The sequence below is a fragment of the Gillisia mitskevichiae genome (assembly GCF_003634585.1).
Classification (GTDB): Bacteria; Bacteroidota; Bacteroidia; order Flavobacteriales; family Flavobacteriaceae; genus Gillisia; species Gillisia mitskevichiae.
This window is the reverse complement of the sequence record NZ_RBLG01000002.1, coordinates 754,694-777,280: the sequence shown is the minus strand read 5'-3', so window position 1 is coordinate 777,280 and position 22,587 is coordinate 754,694. Positions and strand designations below refer to the sequence as shown.

General features: G+C 34.3%; 21 protein-coding genes and 1 other RNA gene. 11 read left to right on the top strand and 11 right to left on the bottom strand.

Going from position 1 to position 22,587, the window contains the following annotated elements:
- The first annotated feature begins 398 nt into the window (after positions 1 to 398).
- The 3 genes from serA (at position 399) to der (ending at position 4,367) form a co-directional block, all read left to right on the top strand.
- Positions 399 to 2,291, top strand: a complete 1,893-nt coding sequence (gene serA / locus BC962_RS09310; protein ID WP_121345722.1) for a phosphoglycerate dehydrogenase — start codon at positions 399 to 401, stop codon at positions 2,289 to 2,291.
- 31 nt (positions 2,292 to 2,322) lie between these two features.
- The gene (locus BC962_RS09305) at positions 2,323 to 2,904 is read left to right on the top strand and encodes an RBBP9/YdeN family alpha/beta hydrolase (protein WP_121345721.1); all 582 of its coding nucleotides are present in this window, start codon (positions 2,323 to 2,325) and stop codon (positions 2,902 to 2,904) included.
- Between the two features lie 155 nt (positions 2,905 to 3,059).
- On the top strand, positions 3,060 to 4,367 hold the full coding sequence (der, locus tag BC962_RS09300) for a ribosome biogenesis GTPase Der (protein ID WP_121345719.1): 1,308 nt from the start codon (positions 3,060 to 3,062) through the stop codon (positions 4,365 to 4,367).
- A gap of 184 nt (positions 4,368 to 4,551) precedes the next feature.
- On the opposite strand, the gene BC962_RS09295 is transcribed toward der, so the two are convergent.
- From BC962_RS09295 to BC962_RS09275, 5 genes are read right to left on the bottom strand one after another with little or no spacing between them, the layout of a single operon-like run.
- Positions 4,552 to 5,361, bottom strand: coding sequence for a TPM domain-containing protein (locus tag BC962_RS09295; RefSeq protein ID WP_121345718.1), 810 nt, complete (start codon positions 5,359 to 5,361; stop codon positions 4,552 to 4,554).
- Entirely contained in the window at positions 5,362 to 5,802 is a 441-nt protein-coding gene (locus BC962_RS09290; RefSeq protein WP_121345717.1) for a TPM domain-containing protein, read from the bottom strand. It abuts the gene before it with no gap.
- A 9-nt stretch (positions 5,803 to 5,811) separates the two neighbouring features.
- On the bottom strand, positions 5,812 to 6,411 hold the full coding sequence (locus BC962_RS09285; protein ID WP_121345716.1) for a LemA family protein: 600 nt from the start codon (positions 6,409 to 6,411) through the stop codon (positions 5,812 to 5,814).
- A 1-nt stretch (position 6,412) separates the two neighbouring features.
- Positions 6,413 to 6,742, bottom strand: coding sequence for a MerR family transcriptional regulator (locus BC962_RS09280; protein ID WP_121345715.1), 330 nt, complete (start codon positions 6,740 to 6,742; stop codon positions 6,413 to 6,415).
- A complete protein-coding gene (locus BC962_RS09275) occupies positions 6,742 to 7,719 on the bottom strand; it encodes a M23 family metallopeptidase (protein WP_121345713.1) in 978 nt (325 codons plus the stop codon). The genes BC962_RS09280 and BC962_RS09275 overlap by 1 nt, the downstream gene beginning before the upstream one ends.
- 131 nt (positions 7,720 to 7,850) lie before the next feature.
- Here BC962_RS09275 and alaS point away from each other — a divergent pair, with 131 nt between their 5' ends.
- From alaS to BC962_RS09260, 3 genes are all read left to right on the top strand, one after another.
- Entirely contained in the window at positions 7,851 to 10,466 is a 2,616-nt protein-coding gene (alaS, locus tag BC962_RS09270; RefSeq protein WP_121345712.1) for an alanine--tRNA ligase, read from the top strand.
- Between the two features lie 40 nt (positions 10,467 to 10,506).
- A complete protein-coding gene (locus BC962_RS09265) occupies positions 10,507 to 11,469 on the top strand; it encodes a GSCFA domain-containing protein (RefSeq protein WP_121345711.1) in 963 nt (320 codons plus the stop codon).
- A 387-nt stretch (positions 11,470 to 11,856) separates the two neighbouring features.
- Positions 11,857 to 12,471: a DUF4230 domain-containing protein gene (locus BC962_RS09260; RefSeq protein WP_121345710.1), complete on the top strand. Its 615-nt coding sequence runs from the start codon at positions 11,857 to 11,859 to the stop codon at positions 12,469 to 12,471.
- A 52-nt stretch (positions 12,472 to 12,523) separates the two neighbouring features.
- Here BC962_RS09260 and BC962_RS09255 read toward each other — a convergent pair whose 3' ends face one another.
- From BC962_RS09255 to BC962_RS16355, 4 genes are all read right to left on the bottom strand, one after another.
- Complete coding sequence (locus BC962_RS09255; RefSeq protein WP_121345709.1) at positions 12,524 to 14,287, bottom strand: aromatic amino acid hydroxylase; 1,764 nt, start codon at positions 14,285 to 14,287, stop codon at positions 12,524 to 12,526.
- Positions 14,288 to 14,409: 122 nt separating this feature from the next.
- Positions 14,410 to 14,952: a DUF4136 domain-containing protein gene (locus tag BC962_RS09250; RefSeq protein ID WP_121345707.1), complete on the bottom strand. Its 543-nt coding sequence runs from the start codon at positions 14,950 to 14,952 to the stop codon at positions 14,410 to 14,412.
- A gap of 28 nt (positions 14,953 to 14,980) precedes the next feature.
- Complete coding sequence (locus BC962_RS09245; protein ID WP_121345706.1) at positions 14,981 to 17,020, bottom strand: urocanate hydratase; 2,040 nt, start codon at positions 17,018 to 17,020, stop codon at positions 14,981 to 14,983.
- Positions 17,021 to 17,080: 60 nt separating this feature from the next.
- Positions 17,081 to 17,248, bottom strand: a complete 168-nt coding sequence (locus BC962_RS16355) for a DUF5522 domain-containing protein (RefSeq protein ID WP_183075480.1) — start codon at positions 17,246 to 17,248, stop codon at positions 17,081 to 17,083.
- 32 nt (positions 17,249 to 17,280) lie between these two features.
- On the opposite strand from BC962_RS16355, the gene BC962_RS09240 reads away from it, so the two are divergent.
- The 4 genes from BC962_RS09240 (at position 17,281) to hemL (ending at position 20,885) form a co-directional block, all read left to right on the top strand.
- A complete protein-coding gene (locus BC962_RS09240) occupies positions 17,281 to 17,607 on the top strand; it encodes a hypothetical protein (protein ID WP_121345705.1) in 327 nt (108 codons plus the stop codon).
- A 229-nt stretch (positions 17,608 to 17,836) separates the two neighbouring features.
- Positions 17,837 to 18,772 (top strand): 1-aminocyclopropane-1-carboxylate deaminase/D-cysteine desulfhydrase, encoded by a 936-nt coding sequence (locus tag BC962_RS09235; RefSeq protein WP_121346054.1) that lies wholly within the window; start codon positions 17,837 to 17,839, stop codon positions 18,770 to 18,772.
- On the top strand, positions 18,765 to 19,589 hold the full coding sequence (locus BC962_RS09230; protein WP_121345704.1) for a glucosaminidase domain-containing protein: 825 nt from the start codon (positions 18,765 to 18,767) through the stop codon (positions 19,587 to 19,589). The genes BC962_RS09235 and BC962_RS09230 overlap by 8 nt, the downstream gene beginning before the upstream one ends.
- A 9-nt stretch (positions 19,590 to 19,598) precedes the next feature.
- On the top strand, positions 19,599 to 20,885 hold the full coding sequence (hemL, locus tag BC962_RS09225) for a glutamate-1-semialdehyde 2,1-aminomutase (RefSeq protein ID WP_121345703.1): 1,287 nt from the start codon (positions 19,599 to 19,601) through the stop codon (positions 20,883 to 20,885).
- Positions 20,886 to 20,936: 51 nt separating this feature from the next.
- Here hemL and BC962_RS09220 read toward each other — a convergent pair whose 3' ends face one another.
- Together BC962_RS09220 and BC962_RS09215 are read right to left on the bottom strand one after the other, a co-directional pair.
- Positions 20,937 to 21,341 carry an acyl-CoA thioesterase gene (locus BC962_RS09220; protein WP_121345702.1) on the bottom strand — a complete coding sequence of 135 codons (405 nt, stop codon included), beginning with the start codon at positions 21,339 to 21,341 and terminating at the stop codon, positions 20,937 to 20,939.
- A complete protein-coding gene (locus BC962_RS09215; RefSeq protein WP_121345701.1) occupies positions 21,338 to 22,393 on the bottom strand; it encodes a glutaminyl-peptide cyclotransferase in 1,056 nt (351 codons plus the stop codon). Before BC962_RS09215 ends, BC962_RS09220 begins: the two co-directional genes overlap by 4 nt.
- Positions 22,394 to 22,480: 87 nt before the next feature.
- On the opposite strand from BC962_RS09215, the gene ffs reads away from it, so the two are divergent.
- An RNA gene (gene ffs, locus BC962_RS09210) (signal recognition particle sRNA small type) lies at positions 22,481 to 22,579 on the top strand.
- The last annotated feature ends 8 nt before the right edge of the window (positions 22,580 to 22,587 follow it).

The window sequence follows — 22,587 nt, the reverse complement described above, 5'->3', positions numbered from 1 at the left end:
AAAAGAGCTAGTCAAATTTCAATTTGATTATTTAGGGTAGTATTTTACTAAGAAAATTAGTTTACTAAAATTAAGAAGAATTTTTGACTTAAGGTTTTTGAAAGGATTCTATAATGGAAATTTAACTATCATTATTTCAAAAAAAATCTAAATCTTCGACTATAAAGACTTTTAAACTTATAAAGTGATTAGGAGTGCTGTTGCTAAAATCTAATTTTTATTCAACTTAAATATTAAATTCGGAAAGAAAATGCCCTTAATTTATTGGATTCATAAAGTCTCATCTCAAGAGATTTTTTAGGGATTTTACAACATACTTTTTATAGTTACATTCTATATTTTACCTTGAAAAACTGTAGTTTTATGCTGGCTAAAATAAATTTTAGAAATCGCGGTTTATGGAGAATAAAAGAAATTATGTAATAGATTTTGATAGTACGTTCACGCAAGTGGAGGCTTTGGATATTTTAGGGGAGATCTCTTTAAATGGAGATAAAAATAAATCAGAAAAGCTAGAAGAATTAAAATCACTTACAGATCGCGGCATGGAAGGAGGATTGTCTTTTAGAGAATCTTTGGTTCAGCGTTTAAAATTATTAAATGCTAAAAAAGAACATCTGCAGCCATTAATTGATACTTTAAAAACCAGAATTTCAACTTCTTTTGTAAGGAATGAAGCTTTTTTTATAGAAAATAAGGAAGATATTTATATTATTTCTAATGGTTTCAAAGAATTTATAATCCCCATAGTTCAGGAATTAGGGCTTAAAGCAGATCACGTTTTTGCAAACGATTTTGTTTTTGATGAAGCAGATAACATTATAAGTTTTAATAAGGATAATGTGCTTTCTTCTAATAATGGCAAGGTTGAGCAGCTAAAATCTATGGATCTTCAAGGAGATGTGTATGTAATTGGCGATGGCTATACAGATTATGAAATTAAAGCAGCAGGTCTAGCAAATAAATTCTATGCCTTTACAGAAAATGTAGAACGAGATAGCGTTTTACAAAAAGCAGATCATATTACACCTAGCTTGGATGAATTCTTATATATGCATAAAATGAATAAAGCAATTTCTTATCCGAAGAACAGAATTAAAGTGATGCTTTTAGAGAATATTCATCCAGATGCTCTCAAAATGCTAAAGAACGAAGGTTATAATGTTTCCATTTATACCGGCGCGATGGATGAAGAGGAATTATCTGAAAAGATAAAGGATGTTTCGGTTTTAGGAATTCGTTCTAAAACTCAGCTTACTAAGAAAGTGTTAGACAATGCGAATAGATTGATCGCAGTTGGAGCTTTTTGTATTGGAACCAATCAAATAGACCTTGAGGAATGTCTTAAAAAGGGCGTAGCCGTATTTAATGCACCTTATAGCAATACAAGATCTGTAGTAGAATTGGCAATAGGAGAAATTATTCTATTAATGCGAAATCTTCCAGACAAAATATCTAAAATGCATGATGGTAACTGGGATAAATCTGCAAGTAATAGTTTTGAAATTCGAGGAAAGAAACTTGGGATCGTGGGTTATGGAAATATTGGCTCTCAACTTTCTATTCTTGCTGAAGCAATTGGTTTTGATGTTTATTATTACGATCTGGTTGAAAAATTAGCTTTAGGAAATGCAACAAAATGTAATAGTTTAGAGGAATTGTTGAAGAATTCTGATATTGTAAGTCTACATGTAGATGGAAGAAAAGAGAATAAGGATCTAATTTCTGAAAAGCAATTTAAGCAGATGAAAAAGGGAGTGATCTTTCTTAATTTAAGTAGAGGTCATGTGGTAGAGATCGAAGCTCTTCAGCAAAATATAGAATCTGGAAAAGTAAGAGGTGCAGGAATAGATGTATTTCCAGAAGAGCCAAAAACTAATAATGACACTTTCCAGTCACCTTTAAGAAATTTACCGAATGTGATCTTAACTCCGCATATTGGAGGAAGTACAGAAGAAGCACAAGTGAATATCGGGAATTTCGTTCCAGGAAAAATAATAGACTATATAAATACAGGGGGAACTACAAACTCTGTAAACTTCCCAAATCTGCAATTACCTATTTTAGAGAATGCTCACAGATTAATCCATATTCATTTAAATAGACCAGGGATCATCGCCAAGATCAATAAGATACTTGCAGCTCATGATATTAATATTGTTGGACAATATCTTAAAACCAATGAGACCATTGGATATGTCATTACAGATATAGATAAGGCATATAATACCGAAGTGGTTAAAGAATTGAAGAAGATAGAACACACTATTAAATTTAGAGTGCTTTATTAATAATTCTAAAATTAATTCCAACATTTTCTGAATGAGGTTAGATAATGCTTTAAGGTTTTATAGTGAAAAATACCAGTTCCTCCATGTTCCAGGAATAGGGGATTCTGGAGAAAACCATTGGCATACTCACTGGGAAGAGCTGTTTCCTGAAATTAAAAGAGTTCTTCAGAAAGATTGGGAAGCTCCAGATAGAGATGCTTGGGTTAAAAATTTGGAATCTTATATAAAGAAATATAGCGAGAAACCTATTGTTTTAATTTCCCATAGTCTTGGTTGCGGTAGCATAATTCACGCAGATAATCTAAGTAAATTAAATGGAGTTAAAGCTGCTTTTATGGTAGCTCTTCCAGATATAGAACGTGAAGATTTCCCAAAAGAGTGTACAGGATTTGTTCCTATGCCAAAAATTAAATTATCCATTCCCGGTCTTATGGTGTCCAGTGAAAATGATGAATGGTGTGAGCTAAATGTGGCTGAAAAATGGGCAGATCAATTAGGGATTCCATTAATTAATATCGGGAAAAAGCAACATATTTGCCAAGCTGAAGAATTCGAAACATGGGAAGAAGGAAAAGAATTACTTGTGAATTTTTTAGATTCTTTAAACGATTGAATCAGTGAAAATTAATTCGATTTCATCCATATATTTTTAATTTAAAATAGCAGTTTAAAATGCTTTTTTGCTTTCTTAAACAGAAGCCTATTTTCTACCTTATTATTCAACTAAAAAGCCCTAATTTTGCAGCCTAATTAAAGATTAAAGTCGATATGGGCAATATAGTAGCCATTGTGGGAAGACCAAACGTAGGTAAATCCACTTTTTTTAACCGATTAATTCAACGCCGTGAGGCTATTGTAGATTCGGTAAGTGGGGTAACCCGAGACCGTCATTATGGAAAATCCGACTGGAATGGTCAAGTATTTTCACTTATTGATACCGGTGGATACGTTAAAGGTAGTGATGATGTTTTTGAATCTGAGATCGATAAGCAGGTAATACTTGCTATAGAAGAAGCAGATGCTATCATTTTTATGGTAGATGTAGAGTCTGGAATCACTGGGATGGATGAGGATGTTGCTAATTTGTTGAGAAGACAAGATAAGCCAGTTTTATTAGCTGTAAATAAAGTAGACAATTCTAAAAGGCTGGAAAATGCTGTTGAATTTTACAATTTAGGATTAGGAGAATTCTATCCAATAGCTAGTACAAGTGGAAGTGGTACAGGAGAATTATTAGATGCTTTAATCGAGGTATTGCCAGAAGTGGAAGCTGAGGAAGAATCTGAATTGCCACGTTTTGCTGTGGTTGGAAGACCAAATGCAGGTAAATCTTCTTTTATAAATGCATTGATCGGGGAGGAAAGATATATAGTTACAGATGTTGCTGGAACTACGAGAGATTCTATAGATACAAAATATAATAGATACGGCTTCGAATTTAATTTGGTAGATACTGCCGGAATTAGAAGAAAATCTAAAGTAAAAGAAGATCTAGAATTTTATTCTGTAATGAGATCTGTTAGAGCTATAGAGAACTGTGATGTGTGTCTTATTGTTTTAGATGCAACCAGAGGTTTTGATGGTCAAGTACAAAATATTTTTTGGCTTGCACAACGTAACAGAAAAGGGATTGTGATCTTGGTTAATAAATGGGATTTGGTTGAAGATAAAGAAACCAACACCATGAAGGATTACGAGCGCAAAATTAGAAGCGAAATGGAGCCTTTTACAGATGTGCCAATTGTTTTTATATCGGTTTTAACCAAGCAAAGGATCTTTAAAGCTATAGAAACTGCTGTTGAGGTATTTAAAAACAGAAGTAAGAAAATTAAAACTAGCGAGCTTAATGAGCGCATGTTGCCAATTATAGAAAGCTATCCTCCACCGGCATGGAAAGGAAAATATGTGAAGATCAAGTTCTGTATGCAATTACCAACTCCACAGCCTCAGTTTGCATTTTTCTGTAACCTGCCACAATATGTGAGAGAACCATACAAGCGTTATTTAGAAAATAAATTAAGAGAAGAGTACGACTTTAAAGGTGTACCAGTATCTGTATATTTTAGAAAGAAATAATTTTCTAAAACAATCATTAACAAAAAATCCCAAGAGAATTTATTCTTTTGGGATTTTTTGTATTTATAATTTTGTGATCTTTTCTTTATATTAGGATGGTTTTTATTTTTGCTAAATGCTAAATGCTAAATGCTAAATGCTAAATGCTAAATGCTAAATGCTAACTGCTAACTGCTAACTGTGATTACCAGCTTCCACCGGCACCACCACCACCAAAGCCGCCACCGCCGAAGCCTCCACCAAAGCCGCCTCCACCGCCAAAGCTTCCGCCACCAGAACTACCACCACCACCACCAAAACCACCTCTTCCAAGACTGCTTAAGATAATAGCATCTAATAAAGTGCTTCCCATTCCGCTTTTGCTTCCTGGTCCACCTTTATTATTTCTATTCTTTTTAGCTAAGGAAATAAGGAAAATAATGAAGAAGATCCCCATTATGATAAAATTGATCGGTATCCCCGTGGATTTATTAGTTCGTACTGGAGAACCTTCAAAACTACCATCTAAAACTTGAAATATAGCCGTAGTTCCTTGGTCTAATCCTCCATAAAAAGAACCATTTTTAAACTCAGGTAAAATGATATTTTCTATTATATCTTTTGTGGTGAAATCGGTTAAATATTCTTCCAAACCATAACCAGTGGTGATCCAGATTTTCCGATCTACTTTAGAGAGCAATATCAATAATCCATTATCCTCTTTTGCTTGTCCAATTCCCCATTCTTGTGCCCATTTTGGAGCATATAAGCCAATATATTCTCCATTTAAGGATTCTATAGTGGCAATAACAATTTGAGTTGAAGTGGTATCTGCATAACTAATTAGTTTCTGCTCCAACATTTGTTCTTCAGAAGGAGATAACATGTCTGCAGAGTCGTAAACACTGGTCTCTTTTTTAGGTTTTGGAGGAACATCCAATTGAGCGACAGCATCAACTGAAAATGACAGTAAAAATAAAAGAGTTATAAGAAATGAAAATTTAGAATTCAGCATTTATCCTTTAGATATTGTATTGGGAAGTTCATTAATATTATTCTCGCTCCAAGGAAAATGTGTTTGTAATTCTTTTCCGGCCTTTAAGATCCCGTCAATTAGTCCTTGTTTGAAATTACCAGATTTAAATTGAGCTACAATCGCGTCTTTAGTACTTTCCCAAAAATCTGTTGGAACAACTTTATTAATGCCGCTATCGCCATAGATCACGAAATCGCGATCTTCAACAGCTACATAAATAAGGACTCCATTCTCCTCTTTGGTATTATCCATTTTTAGAAGATGAAAAACTTCCATGGAGCGTTCAAATATATCTGCAGCTCCATGGGTTTTTTCTATATGTACACGGATCTCTCCGGAAGTAGCTTTTTCTGCCTTTCGTATCGCCTCTACAATTTCCTCTTCTTCTTGCTTGGTCAAAAATTCTTCTACTTTGCTCATCTTAAAATTCTATTTAAAGTCGAAATCTACATCTGGAGCATCTTCTGAACCTGCATCGGCTTCATATCTCACCATCTGGTCAAAACCAAACCAACCTGCAAAAACACTATTTGGGAATTGTCTAATATACTTATTGAATTCAGTAACAGAAGCGTTGTAGCGATCTCTGGCAACATTAATTCTATTCTCTGTTCCTTCCAATTGCGATTGTAACTGAAGGAAGTTCTGATTGGCTTTAAGCTCTGGGTAACGTTCTACTGTTACTAAAAGTCTTGATAAAGCTGAAGAAACTCCGCTTTGTGCTTGTTGGAATTGAGCCATTTGCTCTGGAGTGATGTTAGTTGGATCTATAGTTACTCCTGTAGCTTTGGATCTTGCCTCAATAACATCTGTAAGTGTTCCTCTTTCAAAATCTGCTGCGCCTTGTACGGTTTTAACTAAATTTCCAATAAGGTCATTTCTTCGTTGATACGAACTTTCTACATTGGACCAAGATTCTCTAGCATCTTCCTGCTTTACAATTGCTGTGTTGTTAAATCCTACAGTTGTACTGTAAATTATAATACCTAAGACAATAATTGCAATTGTCGGGATAAGCCATTTTTTCATGTTAAAGTTGGTTTTTGATTTTTGTTAATTCAGATTTTATGATCTGTAGTTTTCTTATAATTTCAAAGTTACTAAGAGTTTTCTTCTTTTCTTCCTTTAAATGGATTTTTGCTCCTTCTAATGTAAAACCACGTTCTTTTACAAGATGATAAATAAGTTCAAGATTTTTGATATCCTGCGGGGTGAATAATCTATTTCCCTTCGCATTTTTTTTTGGTTTTAGAGCATCGAACTCTTTTTCCCAAAATCTAATAAGCGAGGTATTAACTCCAAAAGCTTCAGCAACTTCGCCAATAGCATAATATCTTTTTTCCGGTAAGTCTATATGCATTAATCCAGAGATTGATTTTCTTGTTGCGCTTTAATAAGTACCTGATCGAATTCTTCAGGAGAAAGATTTCCGTAGTAAAAGTTAATAGGATTTATACGATCTTCATTCATAAAGATCTCATAGTGTAAATGTGGAGCTTCGGAACGTCCTGTGCTTCCTACAAATCCTATGACATCACCACGTTTCACCTTTTGACCCTGACGCACATTATATTTAAATAAATGTCCATAAAGACTAGTGTAGCCATATCCGTGATCTATTCTTATATGGTTTCCATAACCGGTAGATCTATTATCTGCTCGCTCTACTCGTCCATCTCCTGTTGCGTAAACAGGCGTGCCTCTTGGCGCGCTAAAGTCCATACCGTAATGAAATTTTTTCACCTTAGTAAAGGGATCACTTCTCCATCCATAACCAGAAGCAATTCGCTTTAGATTTTCATTTTTCACAGGTTGTATAGCTGGAATGGCAGCAAGTAATTTTTCTTTTTCCTCAGCAAGTACTGCAATTTCATCTAAAGATTTAGATTGTACCACAATTTGTTTGGAAAGAATATCCATTCTACGGTTGGTTTCTGTGATCAATTTAGAGTTTTCGTATCCTTCTAAATTTTTATAACGATTGATCCCTCCAAATCCAGCTTTGCGTTGTTCCTCTGGAATAGGATTAGATTCAAAATACAATCTATAAATATTATTATCCCTATCTTCAACATTGGCCAAGACATTTTCTATTTGATCCATCTTCTTGTTAACAATATTGTATTGTAATTGCATATTTTGCAACTCTCGTTTCAGAGCCATTTCCTTGGGAGTCTCAATTTGAGGAATGTTAATATAGATCACTAATAAAATAAAACCAGCAAGAAAAGCACCGGCAACGCCTATAAGGGCAATACCGAATTTCCTTCCACTTTTATGTTCTATTTTTTTATATGAAAGTGTGTCACTATCGTAATAATATTTAACCTTCGACATATATTAAAATTATGCTATTTTTGCGAATACATAATCATGCAAAAATCATGCAGTGGGTAATGAGTAACGAACAAATATAAAAATTGTTTGCTCACCCTCCAATTAATTAATTATTTGACTTTTTTCAGCATATGAAATCTCAAGAGATACGTTCTAAATACCTCGAATTTTTTCAATCTAAATCCCATGAAATTGTAGCTTCTGCTCCAATGGTCATTAAGGACGATCCAACCTTGATGTTTACCAACGCAGGAATGAACCAATTTAAGGAATATTTTCTAGGAAATACCGTGCCAAAATATAATAGAGTTACAGATACTCAAAAATGTCTTCGCGTTAGTGGGAAACATAATGATTTGGAAGAAGTTGGGATGGATACTTACCATCATACAATGTTCGAGATGTTAGGGAATTGGAGCTTTGGAGATTATTTTAAGACTGAAGCTATACATTGGGCTTGGGAGCTTTTAACAGAAGTTTTTAAAGTTAAAAAAGATCTATTGTATGTTTCGGTTTTTGAAGGATCTTCAGATAATGATAACCTGGGATTAGATCAAGAAGCTTATGATCTTTGGAAAGAGATTGTCCCTGAAGAGAGAATTATTTACGGAAATAAAAAAGATAATTTCTGGGAAATGGGAGATCAAGGCCCTTGCGGACCATGTTCTGAAATTCACGTTGATCTAAGAAGCGAAGAAGAGAAAGCAGCCGTTCCAGGAAGAGATCTTGTAAATGCAGATCACCCTCAGGTGGTGGAAATATGGAATCTTGTATTTATGGAATTTAACCGTAAAGCAGATGGATCTTTAGAGAAATTACCAGCACAACATGTAGATACAGGAATGGGTTTCGAACGTTTGTGTATGGTGCTTCAGGATAAAAAATCTAATTACGATACAGATGTTTTTACTCCTTTAATAGCAACTATAGAAAAAGTAACCGAATCTCATTATGGGAATTCAGAAAAAACTGATATTGCCATTAGAGTAATTGCAGATCATGTTCGCGCAGTTGCATTTTCTATTGCAGATGGACAATTGCCAAGTAATACCGGAGCTGGTTACGTAATAAGACGTATTTTAAGAAGAGCGATTAGATATGGATTTACTTTCTTAGATACTAAAGAGCCTTTTATCTATAAATTGGTAGCTACTTTAAGCGATCAAATGGGGGAATCATTTCCAGAGCTTAGATCTCAGAAATCTTTAATTGAAAATGTAATTAGAGAAGAGGAACAGTCTTTTTTGAGAACCTTGGACCAAGGTCTTGTTTTGCTTGAAAAGATTATCGATGAGACTGAAGGGAAAGTAGTTTCAGGAAAAAAAGCATTCGAACTTTTTGATACGTTTGGTTTTCCAATAGATCTTACTGCACTTATATTAAGAGAACGTGGATATGATCTAGATGAAAATGAATTTAATGCTGAATTAAAACAGCAAAAAGATAGATCTAGAGCTGCTTCTGTTGTTGTTGCTGGAGATTGGACAGTTCGCGGAAAGGAAGATGCTATTCCATTTGTAGGCTACGATGTGGTAGAATCATCTGTAGAGATCACTAGATTTAGAAAAGTTGATAGTAAGAAAGATGGCCAGTTATATCAAATAGTCTTAAATAAAACTCCGTTCTATCCGGAAGGAGGAGGGCAAGTAGGGGATAAAGGATTTCTTGTAAGTCAGGATAACGAACAGATCGAGGTTGTTGATACTAAAAAAGAGAATAACTTAATTATACATTTCACCAAAACCTTACCTAAAGATCTAGATGGTTCTTTAACCGCTAAGGTAGATGTTACTAAAAGAAGAAGAACTGAAGCTAATCATACTGCTACCCATTTACTTCATCAAGCTTTAAGACACGTGCTTGGTACTCATGTAGAGCAGAAAGGTTCTATGGTGAATGAGGGTCATTTAAGGTTTGATTTTTCTCATTTCAGCAAACTTTCATCAGACGAGTTAAGTAAGGTAGAGAACTTTGTGAATGCAAGAATTCATGAGCAAATTAAATTGAATGAGCAACGTGATCTAACTTATAATGAAGCTATAGATCAAGGAGCAATAGCCCTGTTTGGAGAAAAATATGGGGATTCTGTGAGAGCCATAAAATTTGGAAGTTCTATGGAACTTTGTGGTGGTACTCACGTTAATAATACTGCAGATATCTGGTATTTCAAGATCACTTCTGAAGGGGCTGTTGCAGCCGGGATTAGAAGAATTGAGGCGATTACCGGAGATGCTGTGAAATCATTTTTCGCAGAGCAAACTGCTATTTTAAATGATATAGCAGCGGAGCTTAAGAATACTAAAAATCCATTAAAAGCAATTCAGAATATTCAGGAAGAGAATGTGAATTTGAAGAAGCAATTGGATGCTTTATTAAGAGAAAAAGCAAAAGATCTTAAAGGGGAATTACAGAAAGAATTAACAGAAATAAATGGGATATCCTTTTTAGCTAAAAAAGTAGCTCTAGATGCTGGTGGAATAAAAGACCTTGCTTTCCAGCTAGGTGAAAATAATGATAACCTATTTTTATTATTGGCAGCAGAAAATGATGGTAAGGCTTTGCTGTCTTGCTATATCTCGAAGGAATTGGTAAAACAAAATGATTTAGACGCTGGAAAAGTAGTAAGAGAATTAGGGAAATATATCCAAGGTGGAGGTGGTGGCCAAGCCTTCTTTGCAACTGCAGGAGGAAAAAATCCACAAGGAATTGCTGAGGCTTTAAATAAAGCTAAGAGCTTTTTAGAATAATAAACAGCCTTTACTATATAGGAACAGAGATACAAGAAAAATGAAATTCAGGACGTCTGTACCCATAACACAACAAGAACCTAAAATAGATCATACTTCTAAGATCTTATTATTAGGTTCTTGTTTTGTAGAAAATATAGGGGAGAAGTTGGATTACTATCAATTTCAAAATCTTAGAAACCCACTTGGAATTTTTTATCACCCAGAAGCGATCGGTAATTTTATTAAAAAAGTAGCAGAGGCTTATGTTTATGAAGAAAAGGACATTTTTTTTCATAATGAGCAATGGCATTGTTTTGATGCGCATTCTTGTATGAATGCTTCAAACAAGGAGGAGTTATTATTCAACTTAAATGGAACCTTACAACATACTCGCGTATTTTTAGAAACTGCTACTCATATCGTATTTACTTTTGGAACTTCTTGGCATTATAAAGAACTAAAATCGGGTCATTCTGTAGCCAACTGTCACAAATTAAGTCAGAAAAACTTTAATAAAGAGATTCTAAATGTTAAAGAAATTAAGGATGTTATTAACAGTACTTTGCAATGTTTATTAACAATAAATCCTGACATACAAATAATCTTTACCGTCTCTCCTGTTCGACATCTTAAGGATGGATTCGTTGAGAATCAACAGAGCAAAGCTCATTTAATTACAAGTATTCATCAATTTTTAGCGGCTCAAAAACATAAGAATTCAAGTGGTTGTTTTTATTTTCCTGCATATGAAATCATGTTGGATGAATTAAGAGATTATAGATTTTATGCCGATGATATGCTACATCCTAGTTCTCTTGCTATTGACCATATATGGGCCCATTTTACTGAAGTTTGGATGGATAAAATGGCCTTGGAATTATTTAAATCTATTGAAATAATTCATAAAGGTTTGGCTCATAAAGCATTCAATAAAAATTCAGAAAAGCATCAATTATTTTTAGAAGATCTGGATAAAAAGATCCTCAGTCTTAAAAATAAAATCCCAACGTTTAGATTTTAAAATACTTCTTTATGATTTAATTCTTAGTTACTGAATTTTCGTTGGCTTATTTTTTTTTAATTCCATATCTAATTGTTAATAACTTGATGATAAGTTAAAACGTAAAACCTTGATTCATAAAATTTTAACAAGAAAATTTTATGTTAATTTATTAAAATATTAATTTTTTTGTGTACTTTTAATTAAGTTTTAAAACCAATATTAAACTTCACTTTGTGTCTTTTGATATGATTTTTAAACTAAGTTTCTAAAATTTGTTGGGGTAGATTTTAGAATTATCAGCTAATGGACGGGTGGGGCCGTCCATTAGTTTTTTTATGTCTTTTCGGCTCCTTTTATTTCAATTAGCATCTAAACATATTTGTATCTTGCGTCAAAGTTTTGGACATGAGAAAGGTTTTACTTTTAGTTGTTTTGGTTATCATTGGCTTTATTGCTTATCAATATTTCGACGATAAGCAGAAGGATAGAGACCAGCTAATTGAAAGTACAAGTTTAATTGAGAAACAGATCAAGAATGTTGGTAAATTGGTTGTTACGGAGGGGAATTTTGCTCAAGTATTTTCTTACAAAGATTCTAAAAAGTTTTATTTAGATGTTCTTTCTGCTAGAAAAAAGGCATTGATCATTGTAAATGCTGATGTGAGTGTTGCTTATGATCTAAGTAAGCTTAAAACTGAAATTGATCCTGATACCAAAACAGTGACCATCACTTTTATACCAGAGGAAGAGATCTCTATTAATCCCAATATTCAATATTACGATGTAACTCAGGATTATCTAAATCAGTTTGAAGCAGAGGATTATAACAATATTAAGAAGAGAATAGAGAAGTCTTTAAGGACGAAAATAGAAAAGTCTACTCTAAAGTCCAATGCTGAAAATAGATTGATAAGCGAGCTTCAAAAAATATATATACTTACCAATACAATGGGGTGGAAATTGGAATATAATGGAAACGAAATTGAAAGTTCCGATGCGATGGAATCTTTGAAACTATAAAAATCACTTAGAATCAATTAAAGTAGATTAAGGGATTTTTATAAGAATATTTTTAAGCTTGACCTAAGACTAAATTATTTTCGATTAAATCTAAGCCTCCATCTATTAGATGAGCCACATCTGGCCTGTCTATCTTTAAATGATCAAGATGTTTTTTGACCTCCTTAGCCAATCTCAAATCTTTATTAAATATCAATTCATAAATCTCGATTGATAGAAGCCAATCATTAGGATGGTGTTTTTGAACCAGATCAAAAGCCGCCTGAAGTGAATATTTAGTATCATTACCTTCTCTGCTATTTCTTACTGCTTCATACAGAGATTCCAGTTCTAATTTCTCTTGATTCTTTTTACTTTTAATTGTGGTGCTTGAAGGTTTGTGGGTTATTAAGTCAAAAGATAAAGGATCTGCGGGTCCTGCAAATGCCGAGATCACAGTTTTCCCTATAGCCATATCATAATGTCCCCATTCTGGCTTAAACAAGATTTCTTCAGCATGCGTCACGGTACAATCTTTAAGTCTAATAAGAATTATTTTCCCTTGTAGATTTCTGGTTCCAGTTACAATGGTTCCTCTTACATTAATATTTCCTTCAAATTCAAAAGAGATTTTCTTTTCTTCATAAATATCGTAGGCTTTCAGATCGCGAGGACTCATATCTTCTATCGCGAGATTTATTCCGGTTAGTTGCCCGATCGGGGATCCAAATCCTTCAGGATGATGAAGTACCCCGTGACCTACGAGTTCTTTCCCTCTATAAGATAATGCTGTTTTACCTGTTGTTTGAAAATATACAGGTTTATTGTCTGCTTCTATTACTTTAGTGAAATCTCCTGAAATTTGTAAACCAGTACTTAATTCTATAGTTCCTAAGATTTTAGAATTAATTAATTTGTTTATACCTTCTAAGCCTCCACGTCTTAATGCCATAGAATTTGCGAATTCTTCTAACACACTACTTAGGTGAGCAAAATCTGGTGTTACATATAATTGCGGCTGTGGTTTTGTAATATCAAACTCTTGTTTGGCAGCTTCAATAGAATATGGTTTTTTCTTAACTTTATCTGTCATGCACCAAGCGCTTTCACCTATAGAAGAGAGTAATCCTGCCCCGTAGATTTTAGGTTCCTCTACAGTACCTATAAGTCCGTATTCTACTGTCCACCAGTGAAGATTTCGAATTTGAGCCATTTCACTTGGCTCTCCCATATTATTCTGTAAATATTCTACTTTATCTTCTGCAGCTTTAATTTCATTTTCTGGAGTATCTTCCGCTTCTTTAATGATAGATAGATGTCTAATCGCTTCATACATCTCATAATCTTGGGCATTAGAGATCGCTTTACAACCTATCTCACCAAATCGGCGTAAATATTCTGCGTACTCTGGATTAGCTATAATTGGAGCGTGTCCTGCTCCTTCGTGTATAATATCTGGTGCGGGGGTATATTCTATATGATCTATTTGTCTAATATCACTAGCGATTACCAATACATTATAGGCTTGAAACTCCATAAATGCTGCTGGCGGGATAAATCCATCTACCGCAACTGCTGCCCAACCTATTTCTTGTAGAATCCTATTCATTCCGTACATGTTAGGAATATGATCTATGGAAATACCAGTTTGCTTTAAACCTTCTAAATATGATTTATGTGCTACCTTACTTAAATATTCTACATTCTTACGCATTACATATCTCCAAACCGCTTGATTTATAGCGCTATATTCGCTATAATCCTGTGGTTTAATAAATTGCTTTAGATGCGCAGGAAGCCTATCTAAAATCTCATTAGATTCAATTTTTTCTGACATAGTGGGTAACTCATTAAATGTGCTTATAAAGATACAAAATACGAAACCAAATATACAGAGTTTGCTTATTTCTCAATAATTGAAAGCAAAAAAAAGCCTCCAATTTGGAGGCTTTAGTTATTTTATTTTGTTTGACCTGGAGGATATTTTTCAAATATTTTCTCTACGATCTCACTAATACGTTCTTGTTTTTTATTTACTTCTTTAGCAAGTGCGGCGGTACCCATTCCTTGCCAAACTAATTCCTTACCATTAGAATCTATTAGATCTATATATAGTGTTCCTTCGCTGGTAGTGTTAACAGTATTTTGTCCTGCTCCCCAATACCAAGGGTTCCATCCCCAACCATAACCATATCCATATCTATTATTTTGATAGATATTGATATTCTCTTTAGTTTTAGTAAAAATACTAACCAATAGATCTGGTTCTTCAGATTTTGTAAAGCCCTTAGCTGTCATTTCTTCTTCTATTGCTCGTAAGATCCTTTTTTTATCTAAATCTGAGATATCAGCTTTGTCTATCCCGGGTTTAAAAAAAGCGAAACTTTTGTACTGGCTAAAATCTACTTTCTGATCGTAATCTGATGCTACTTTAACTGTGCTGCATGAAGTAATGCCAACAGCTAAAAATAATAGCACGGCTGTAATTTTAAATAATTTCATAAATCAAGTTTTAAATGGTTTGTGGTCTTTATTTTGAAAACAACGCGTCATCTACAAGGTTTGGGATGGTGATCTTAAGTTTAGGTTCTTGGACCATTGCACGTTTTATTGAGAAAATCGCCTCTTTATTTCGTGCCCAAGAACGTCTTGCTAACCCATTATTAACATCCCAAAAGAGCATAGATTTTAAGCGGTTTTCCGCTTTCTTAGTACCATCAAGAACCATACCGAATCCCCCATTGATAACTTCTCCCCAACCAACGCCACCACCATTATGAATACTTACCCAAGTAGCTCCTCTAAAGCTATCTCCTATTACATTTTGGATTGCCATATCTGCCGTGAATCTGGAGCCATCATAAATATTAGAGGTTTCTCTAAAAGGGGAGTCGGTTCCTGAAACATCGTGATGATCTCGTCCTAAAATTACAGTACCTATTTTATTTTCTGCAATAGCATTATTAAAGGCTTGCGCAATTTCTGTTCTTCCAATAGCATCGGCGTAAAGAATTCTGGCTTTAGAACCAACGACCAAATTATTAGATTTTGCATTCTTGATCCATTTTATATTATCAGATAATTGTGATTGGATCTCTTCTGGAGCTTCCTGTTTTAATTTTTCTAATACTCCTGTGGCAATTTCATCTGTTTTGTCTAGATCTTCCTGTAAGCCAGAGGCGCAAACCCATCTAAATGGTCCAAATCCATAATCAAAACACATTGGTCCCATAATGTCTTGCACATAAGAAGGATAGGCAAAAGCTGCACTTTCCAGATCTGAGGCTTTAAAAGCAGTAGAATCTACAAACGCTCCATCTTCATTCTTATAAATATTAGCACCTGCCCGGGATGCCTCTAATAGGAAGGCATTTCCATAATCAAAGAAATAAGTTCCTTTCTGGGTATGCTTATTTATTGCCGTGGTCTGTCGGCACAAACTTTCCTGAACTTTGATTTTAAATTTTTCAGGATCATTGGCCATCATATTATTTGATTCTTCCAGACTCATACCAACCGGATAATAACCTCCAGCCCAGGGATTATGTAATGAGGTTTGATCACTACCAAGATCTACAAACAAATTTTCTTTTTCAAAATGCTCCCACACATCTACGATGTTCCCTTGATAGGCGATGGAAACAACTTCTTTGTTTTTCTTGGCAAGACTTACTCTTTTGGTTAATTCGTTTAGGTCTGTACAAACTTCATCTACCCATCCTTGAGAATGACGAGTAGTTACCGCTTTCGGGTTTATTTCAGCACAAACAGTGATGCAGCCAGCGATATTTCCAGCTTTTGGCTGTGCGCCACTCATTCCTCCTAAGCCAGAAGTGATAAAAAGTTTACCTGCTAGATCTTCCTTGTTCTTTGCTATTTTCCTTCCTGCATTTAAAACGGTGATCGTAGTTCCATGAACAATGCCTTGAGGCCCAATATACATATAGCTTCCTGCGGTCATTTGGCCATATTGGGTTACTCCCAGTGCATTAAATTTCTCCCAGTGATCTGGTTGAGAGTAATTAGGGGTCATCATTCCATTAGTAACCACCACACGTGGAGCATTCTTGTTGGATGGGAATAGTCCCATAGGATGCCCGGAATAAATAACCAAAGTTTGATCATCCTCCATTTGCGCCAGGTATTTCATGACTAATAAATACTGCGCCCAGTTCTGGAATACGGCACCATTTCCGCCATAGGTTATCAACTCTTCAGGATGTTGAGCAACTTTTGGATCAAGATTATTTTGGATCATCAACATAATAGCTCTGGCTTGTAAACAAGGCCCTGGATATTCCTCTACCGGTCTTGCATAAATATCGTAAGTCGGTTTAAATCTATACATATAGATCCTACCGTATATTTCAAGTTCCTCTTTAAATTCTTTTATTAAGGTAGGATGATGTTTTGGTTCAAAATATCTTAAAGCATTTCTTAGCGCTAGGATTTTTTCCTCCGCATTTAAAATCTCTTTTCTTCTAGGTGCATGATTAACAGATGGATCATAATCTCTTTTAACTGGTAAATTTGAAGGGATTCCCTGAAGGATAAGATCTTTAAAATTCATGTATGCGATATTTTAGATTGATAGTTTATGATGACTTTAATTGATGAAAACACTTTGAAGTTATATAGAATTTGTCTTTTTGCTATAACCATACGGGCAATGCCTACAACCACTCTCACAGCAATATCCTCTTTTTAAATGGTATTGCTCTGTAAAACACCTGTAGCCTTCTGGTGTTATATAGAAATCACCTTCTTCTAAAGGGATCTTTTTTGAAAAATTATTCATTACACAAAAATACAAATTCTTAACTTTCGCCAATGATTGTTCTGGTAAACAAATTTCTTTTAGCTAAAGGTTTTAAAGGCATTAGCCTTTGGCCATTTGTTATTTTGAAAAATAAAAGTTTTAAAAATGATCCTGTTTTACTTAATCATGAAAAGGTCCATTTAAAACAGCAGGCAGAAATGCTTATCGTATTTTTCTATGTATGGTACATGGTAGAATTTGGCATCAGATTTTTTCAGTATAAAAATAAATTTTTAGCCTATCGAAATATATCTTTTGAAAGGGAGGCTTATACTAATGAATTCAACCTTAGTTATATAAAAGGCAGAAGTTTTTGGAGCTTCCTAAAATACTTATAGGCATTTTCAATTTTTTGTAATAATAGCTGTCTAGTCACCCCTGAATATATTTCAAGGTTTCAATCTATTGATTTGCTAGAAGTGTTATGAGATTCTGAAACAAGTTCAGAATGATCTCCTTTATCAAATAATTATACTTTAGGTACATTCAAAATATCTTTGATCTCTTCAAAAATTGAAGCTCATTTTTTATAATTTCTGAATGCATTTTTTGAATCTTTGCAATATGATGCAGGAAGCCGATTTTAATTTTACTTCTTCAACCAATCAGATGGTTGTTCATTTTAAGTCTTCCAATATTTCTTTACATATAAAAAGGGAAGATTTGATTGACCCTTTTGTCTCAGGAAATAAATTCAGAAAACTAAAATATAATATCTCTGAAGCGCTAAAAAGAAACTCAACAACACTTTTGACATTTGGCGGGGCTTACTCCAATCATATTGCTGCAACAGCCGCTGCAGGTGGGAAGTATGGTTTAAAAACTATTGGTGTTATAAGAGGCGAAGAGCTGGGGGAAGATTTAGAAAAAACTTATTCTACCAATAAAACTTTAAAATATGCAGCAGCTCATGGTATGCAGCTACATTTTATCTCCAGAGATCTTTATAAATTAAAAGAAGAGGCGGTTTTTTTAAAGAATTTGGATACTGAATTTGGAGCTTTTTATCTAATTCCTGAAGGAGGTACAAACCCATGGGCGATTAAAGGTTGTGAAGAAATTTTAAAAGAAGAGGATACCCAGTTCGATTATATCTGTTGTTCTGTTGGCACAGGTGGCACAATCTCGGGGATTATAAATGCTTCTAATGACAACCAACAAATATTAGGTTTTCCAGCACTTAAAGGAGATTGGCTCTCTTCTGAGATAAAAAAAAATACTTCTCGAAAAAATTGGAGTTTAATAACAGACTATCATTTTGGAGGTTATGCAAAAGTAAATCCTGAACTGGTTCATTTCATTAATCAGTTCAATCAAAAATACAAGATTGCACTTGATCCCGTTTATACAGGAAAGATGCTTTTTGGAATTATTGATATGATAGAAAATTCTAAATTCCCTCAAAATTCTCGTATTTTAGCCATTCATACTGGCGGTCTTCAAGGTATCGCAGGAATGAATGAATTATTGACTAAAAAAAATCTACCTCTCATAGATGTATAAAATAAAACTTCATAAACTCCTTTTAGGATTTTCTCTTTTACTTTTTTTAGCTTCTTGTGGAAGTAAGAAGAAAGTAGTATCTCAAAAAAATGAGGAGAAAAGGGAAATAACTTCAAAAAAAGTCGGTCAGAATTCTACCAGAGCAGTAAGTGCACCCAAAGGTTCTTATGCAAATGTGGTAGAAGAATATGTGGCTAATTTTCATGAAATAGCACAAGAGGAAATGAGACTTTATAAAATCCCTGCAAGTATAACGCTGGCACAAGGAATTTTAGAATCTGGAGCAGGAAGAGGAGAACTAACCAGAAAAGCTAATAACCATTTTGGTATAAAATGTCACGATTGGGAAGGGGATAAAGTGTATCATGATGACGACAGATCTCAGGAGTGTTTCAGGAAATATAACGATCCAAAATACTCATATCGGGATCATTCTTTATTTCTTAGCCAAAGAAGGCGATATGCAGATCTTTTCGATTTAGATATAGACGATTATGAATCTTGGGCAAAAGGTCTTCGGGCTGCGGGCTATGCTACAGATAGATTATACCCTAGAAAGCTTATCGATATTATAGAACGCTACGAGCTTGATAGATTCGATAGTGAAGTTTTAGGTAAAACATTTAGAAGGGAGAGAAGAGAAGTGGCAGTTAGATCTAATGGATCTAATAATTATATAGTGCAAAAAGGAGATACCTTATATTCTATTGCAAAACGAAATAATACTAGTGTAGAAACATTACAAAAGATTAATAACCTTCCTAATACAAATATTGCTATTGGGCAGGAACTTATTGTAGATTCTACAGCTAATTGATACTTAATTATGAATTATAAAAGAAGTAGTGCATTATTTGAAGCTGCACAAAAAGTAATACCTGGAGGAGTGAATTCTCCCGTAAGAGCCTTTAATGCAGTTGGAGGAACTCCTATTTTTATTGAAAAAGCAGAAGGTGCTTATTTATACGATGAAGATGGGAACAAGTATATAGATTATATTAATTCTTGGGGTCCAATGATCCTTGGACATGCTTTTAAACCTGTGGTAGATGCAGTTATTGAAAAAGCGAGAAAAGGAACATCTTTTGGAACTCCTACAGAAATTGAAACCAAGATTGCCGAATTAGCAGTAAAGATGGTTCCTAATATAGACAAGATTAGATTTGTAAATTCAGGGACTGAAGCTTGTATGAGTGCAGTGAGATTAGCCCGCGGATTTACAGGTAAGGAAAAAATAATAAAATTTGCTGGTTGTTATCATGGTCATAGCGATTCATTTTTAATTCAAGCGGGAAGTGGAGCGGTAACATTTGGCACTCCTAATAGTCCGGGAGTAACTGCTGGTACAGCAAAAGACACTTTGCTTGCAGCGTTTAATGATCTAGATGATGTTAGAAATCTTGTAGAATTGAATCCTGGTGAAATTGCTTGTATAATTTTAGAGCCTGTAGCCGGTAATATGGGTTGTATTCCTCCAAGAGATGGATTTTTAGAAGGATTACGTAGGCTGTGTGACGAGAATGATATCTTATTAGTTTTTGATGAGGTAATGACTGGGTTTAGATTGGCTCCAGGAGGAGTTCAAGAAAGACTGGATGTCCGCGCAGACATAGTGACCTTTGGTAAAGTTATTGGAGGTGGATTGCCAGTAGGAGCTTTTGCAGCTAGGGCAGAGATAATGGATCATTTAGCACCAATAGGACCGGTTTATCAAGCTGGGACATTAAGTGGGAATCCATTAGCTATGGCTGCTGGTCTAGCAATGTTGGAAGAACTTGATAGCAAGAGAGAGATCTTTAAAAGTATAGACGAGAAAACAGCTTATTTACATGAAGGGATAGATAGCGCATTAAAAGCAAACAACGTTCCTCATACAATAAATAGATTAGGATCGATGATCTCAATTCATTTTTCAGAAAATCCTGTAACAGATTTTTCCTCTGCAGCTAATGCGAACAATCATATTTTTAAAGAATTTTTCCACGGTTTGTTGGCTGAGGGGATCTATATTGCACCAAGTGCTTTTGAAACCTGGTTTATAACCGAAGCCTTGTCTTACGAAGATTTAGATAAAACTATTGCAGCAGTAAACAAAGTTGCTAAAACTTTATAATAATACTTATTATCACATTCCGATCCCGATAATTATAAGAATCTAGATTATTTAACTATAAAAAACCCGTACCATCTCTTCAGAGATCTTTACGGGTTTTTTGGTTTTATAATCCATCAAACACCAAGTAGACTTGGCTTTTACAAGTAGCTTTTTTGTTTTCTTGTTTACTATATTCACTAATCTTTGCGAGGTAACATGTGTATGTTCTCCTACAAAAGTTTGAATTAGAAGTTCTTCATCTAAGAAGGCTTGTTGTTTGTAATCTATCTCATGCCGAATAACAACCCAGAAACAGGTATTTAATGTTTCTTCGGAAGCACGTTTTTCCCAATGCTCTTTTGCAATGTCTTGAATCCATTGTACGTATTGCACATTATTCACATGCTTTAGTTCATCTAGATCTGAAGCTTTTACTTTAATAGTTTTTTCGAAGATTTCTGGAGTACCACTCATTTTTTAACTATTTCAACTTCAAATAATTTATTCCAGTTCTTCCCAGTCACATATAATTTCTTAGTATTAGGATTATATGCGATCCCATTTAGAACATCAAGTTGTGGATGTTGCTTAACTTTATCTCGCAAGCCTTTAAAATTAATAATTCCTTCTATAGCTCCATTCTTCGGATTGATAATAGCAACTCCATCTTTTTGATAGGTGTTCGCGTAAATTTTCCCTTCTACCCATTCCAATTCATTTAATTGAGTAGAGATAGATTTATTTGTGGTGGGTTGTATAAAGTTTTCTTCAGCTAAAGTTTCTGAATTCAAGATCCAGATTTTTTCGGTACCATCGCTCTTGTAGAATTTCTTTCCATCATTACACAAGCCCCAGCCTTCTTTACTATTATTAAAGTTAAATGATCCTGTCTTTTTAAGATCTTTAAGATTGTAAATAAAACCTTCCCCTTCTTTCCAGGTAAGTTGGTAAATATTTCCATTTAAAATTGATAGGCCTTCACCAAAATATTGATCGGACAATTCTATTTTCTTTAAAACTTCTCCAGTTTCAAAATTCGTTTTTCTTAATGAAGAAGTCCCATACTGTCCAGTGCTTTCATATAATGTGTCTTTAAAGAATTCTAAGCCTTGAGTATAAGCTTCGATATCGTGTGGATAGGTGTTTATAACATTATAAGTGTAAATTTCTGGTGCTTTATTATTAAATATCTTAATAGCTATTTGAAGACTATCAGCAGTACCTTCGGAAAAAACAATAGCATTGATCTTTTGATTTCCTAATTTTTCGAAATTTAAAGGAATTTCTAATTCAGGAGTAGAAGTAGCAGTACCCAGCAATTCGGTTTCAAAATAAAAGGAAGTAGAATCTATTTTCTTGTTTTTTGGATTCTGAACAACCACTTTTATGGTCTCACCTAATTGAAATTCGGCTTTAGAACTCACAAAACTGAGAGAAAATTCACTTTTATTTTTATCAGAATTACTTCCGCAGGAAATAAATAAAACATTTAAAATAAACAGTAACAGGAGCTTAGCTTTCTTCATGAAAAAAATGGTGTTTGCTTTGGGCTAAATTAATTAATTCAATTTAAAAAATCCTTGCAAAATGTAGTAAACATTGTATATTTGCAGCGGCAAGTCCCACACAACCAGCTCCTGCTGAATCCCCCAGGGCGGGAACGCAGCAAGGGTAAGTGGTCGTAGCGGTGTGATGTGGGTCGCTTGCCATTTTTTGTATC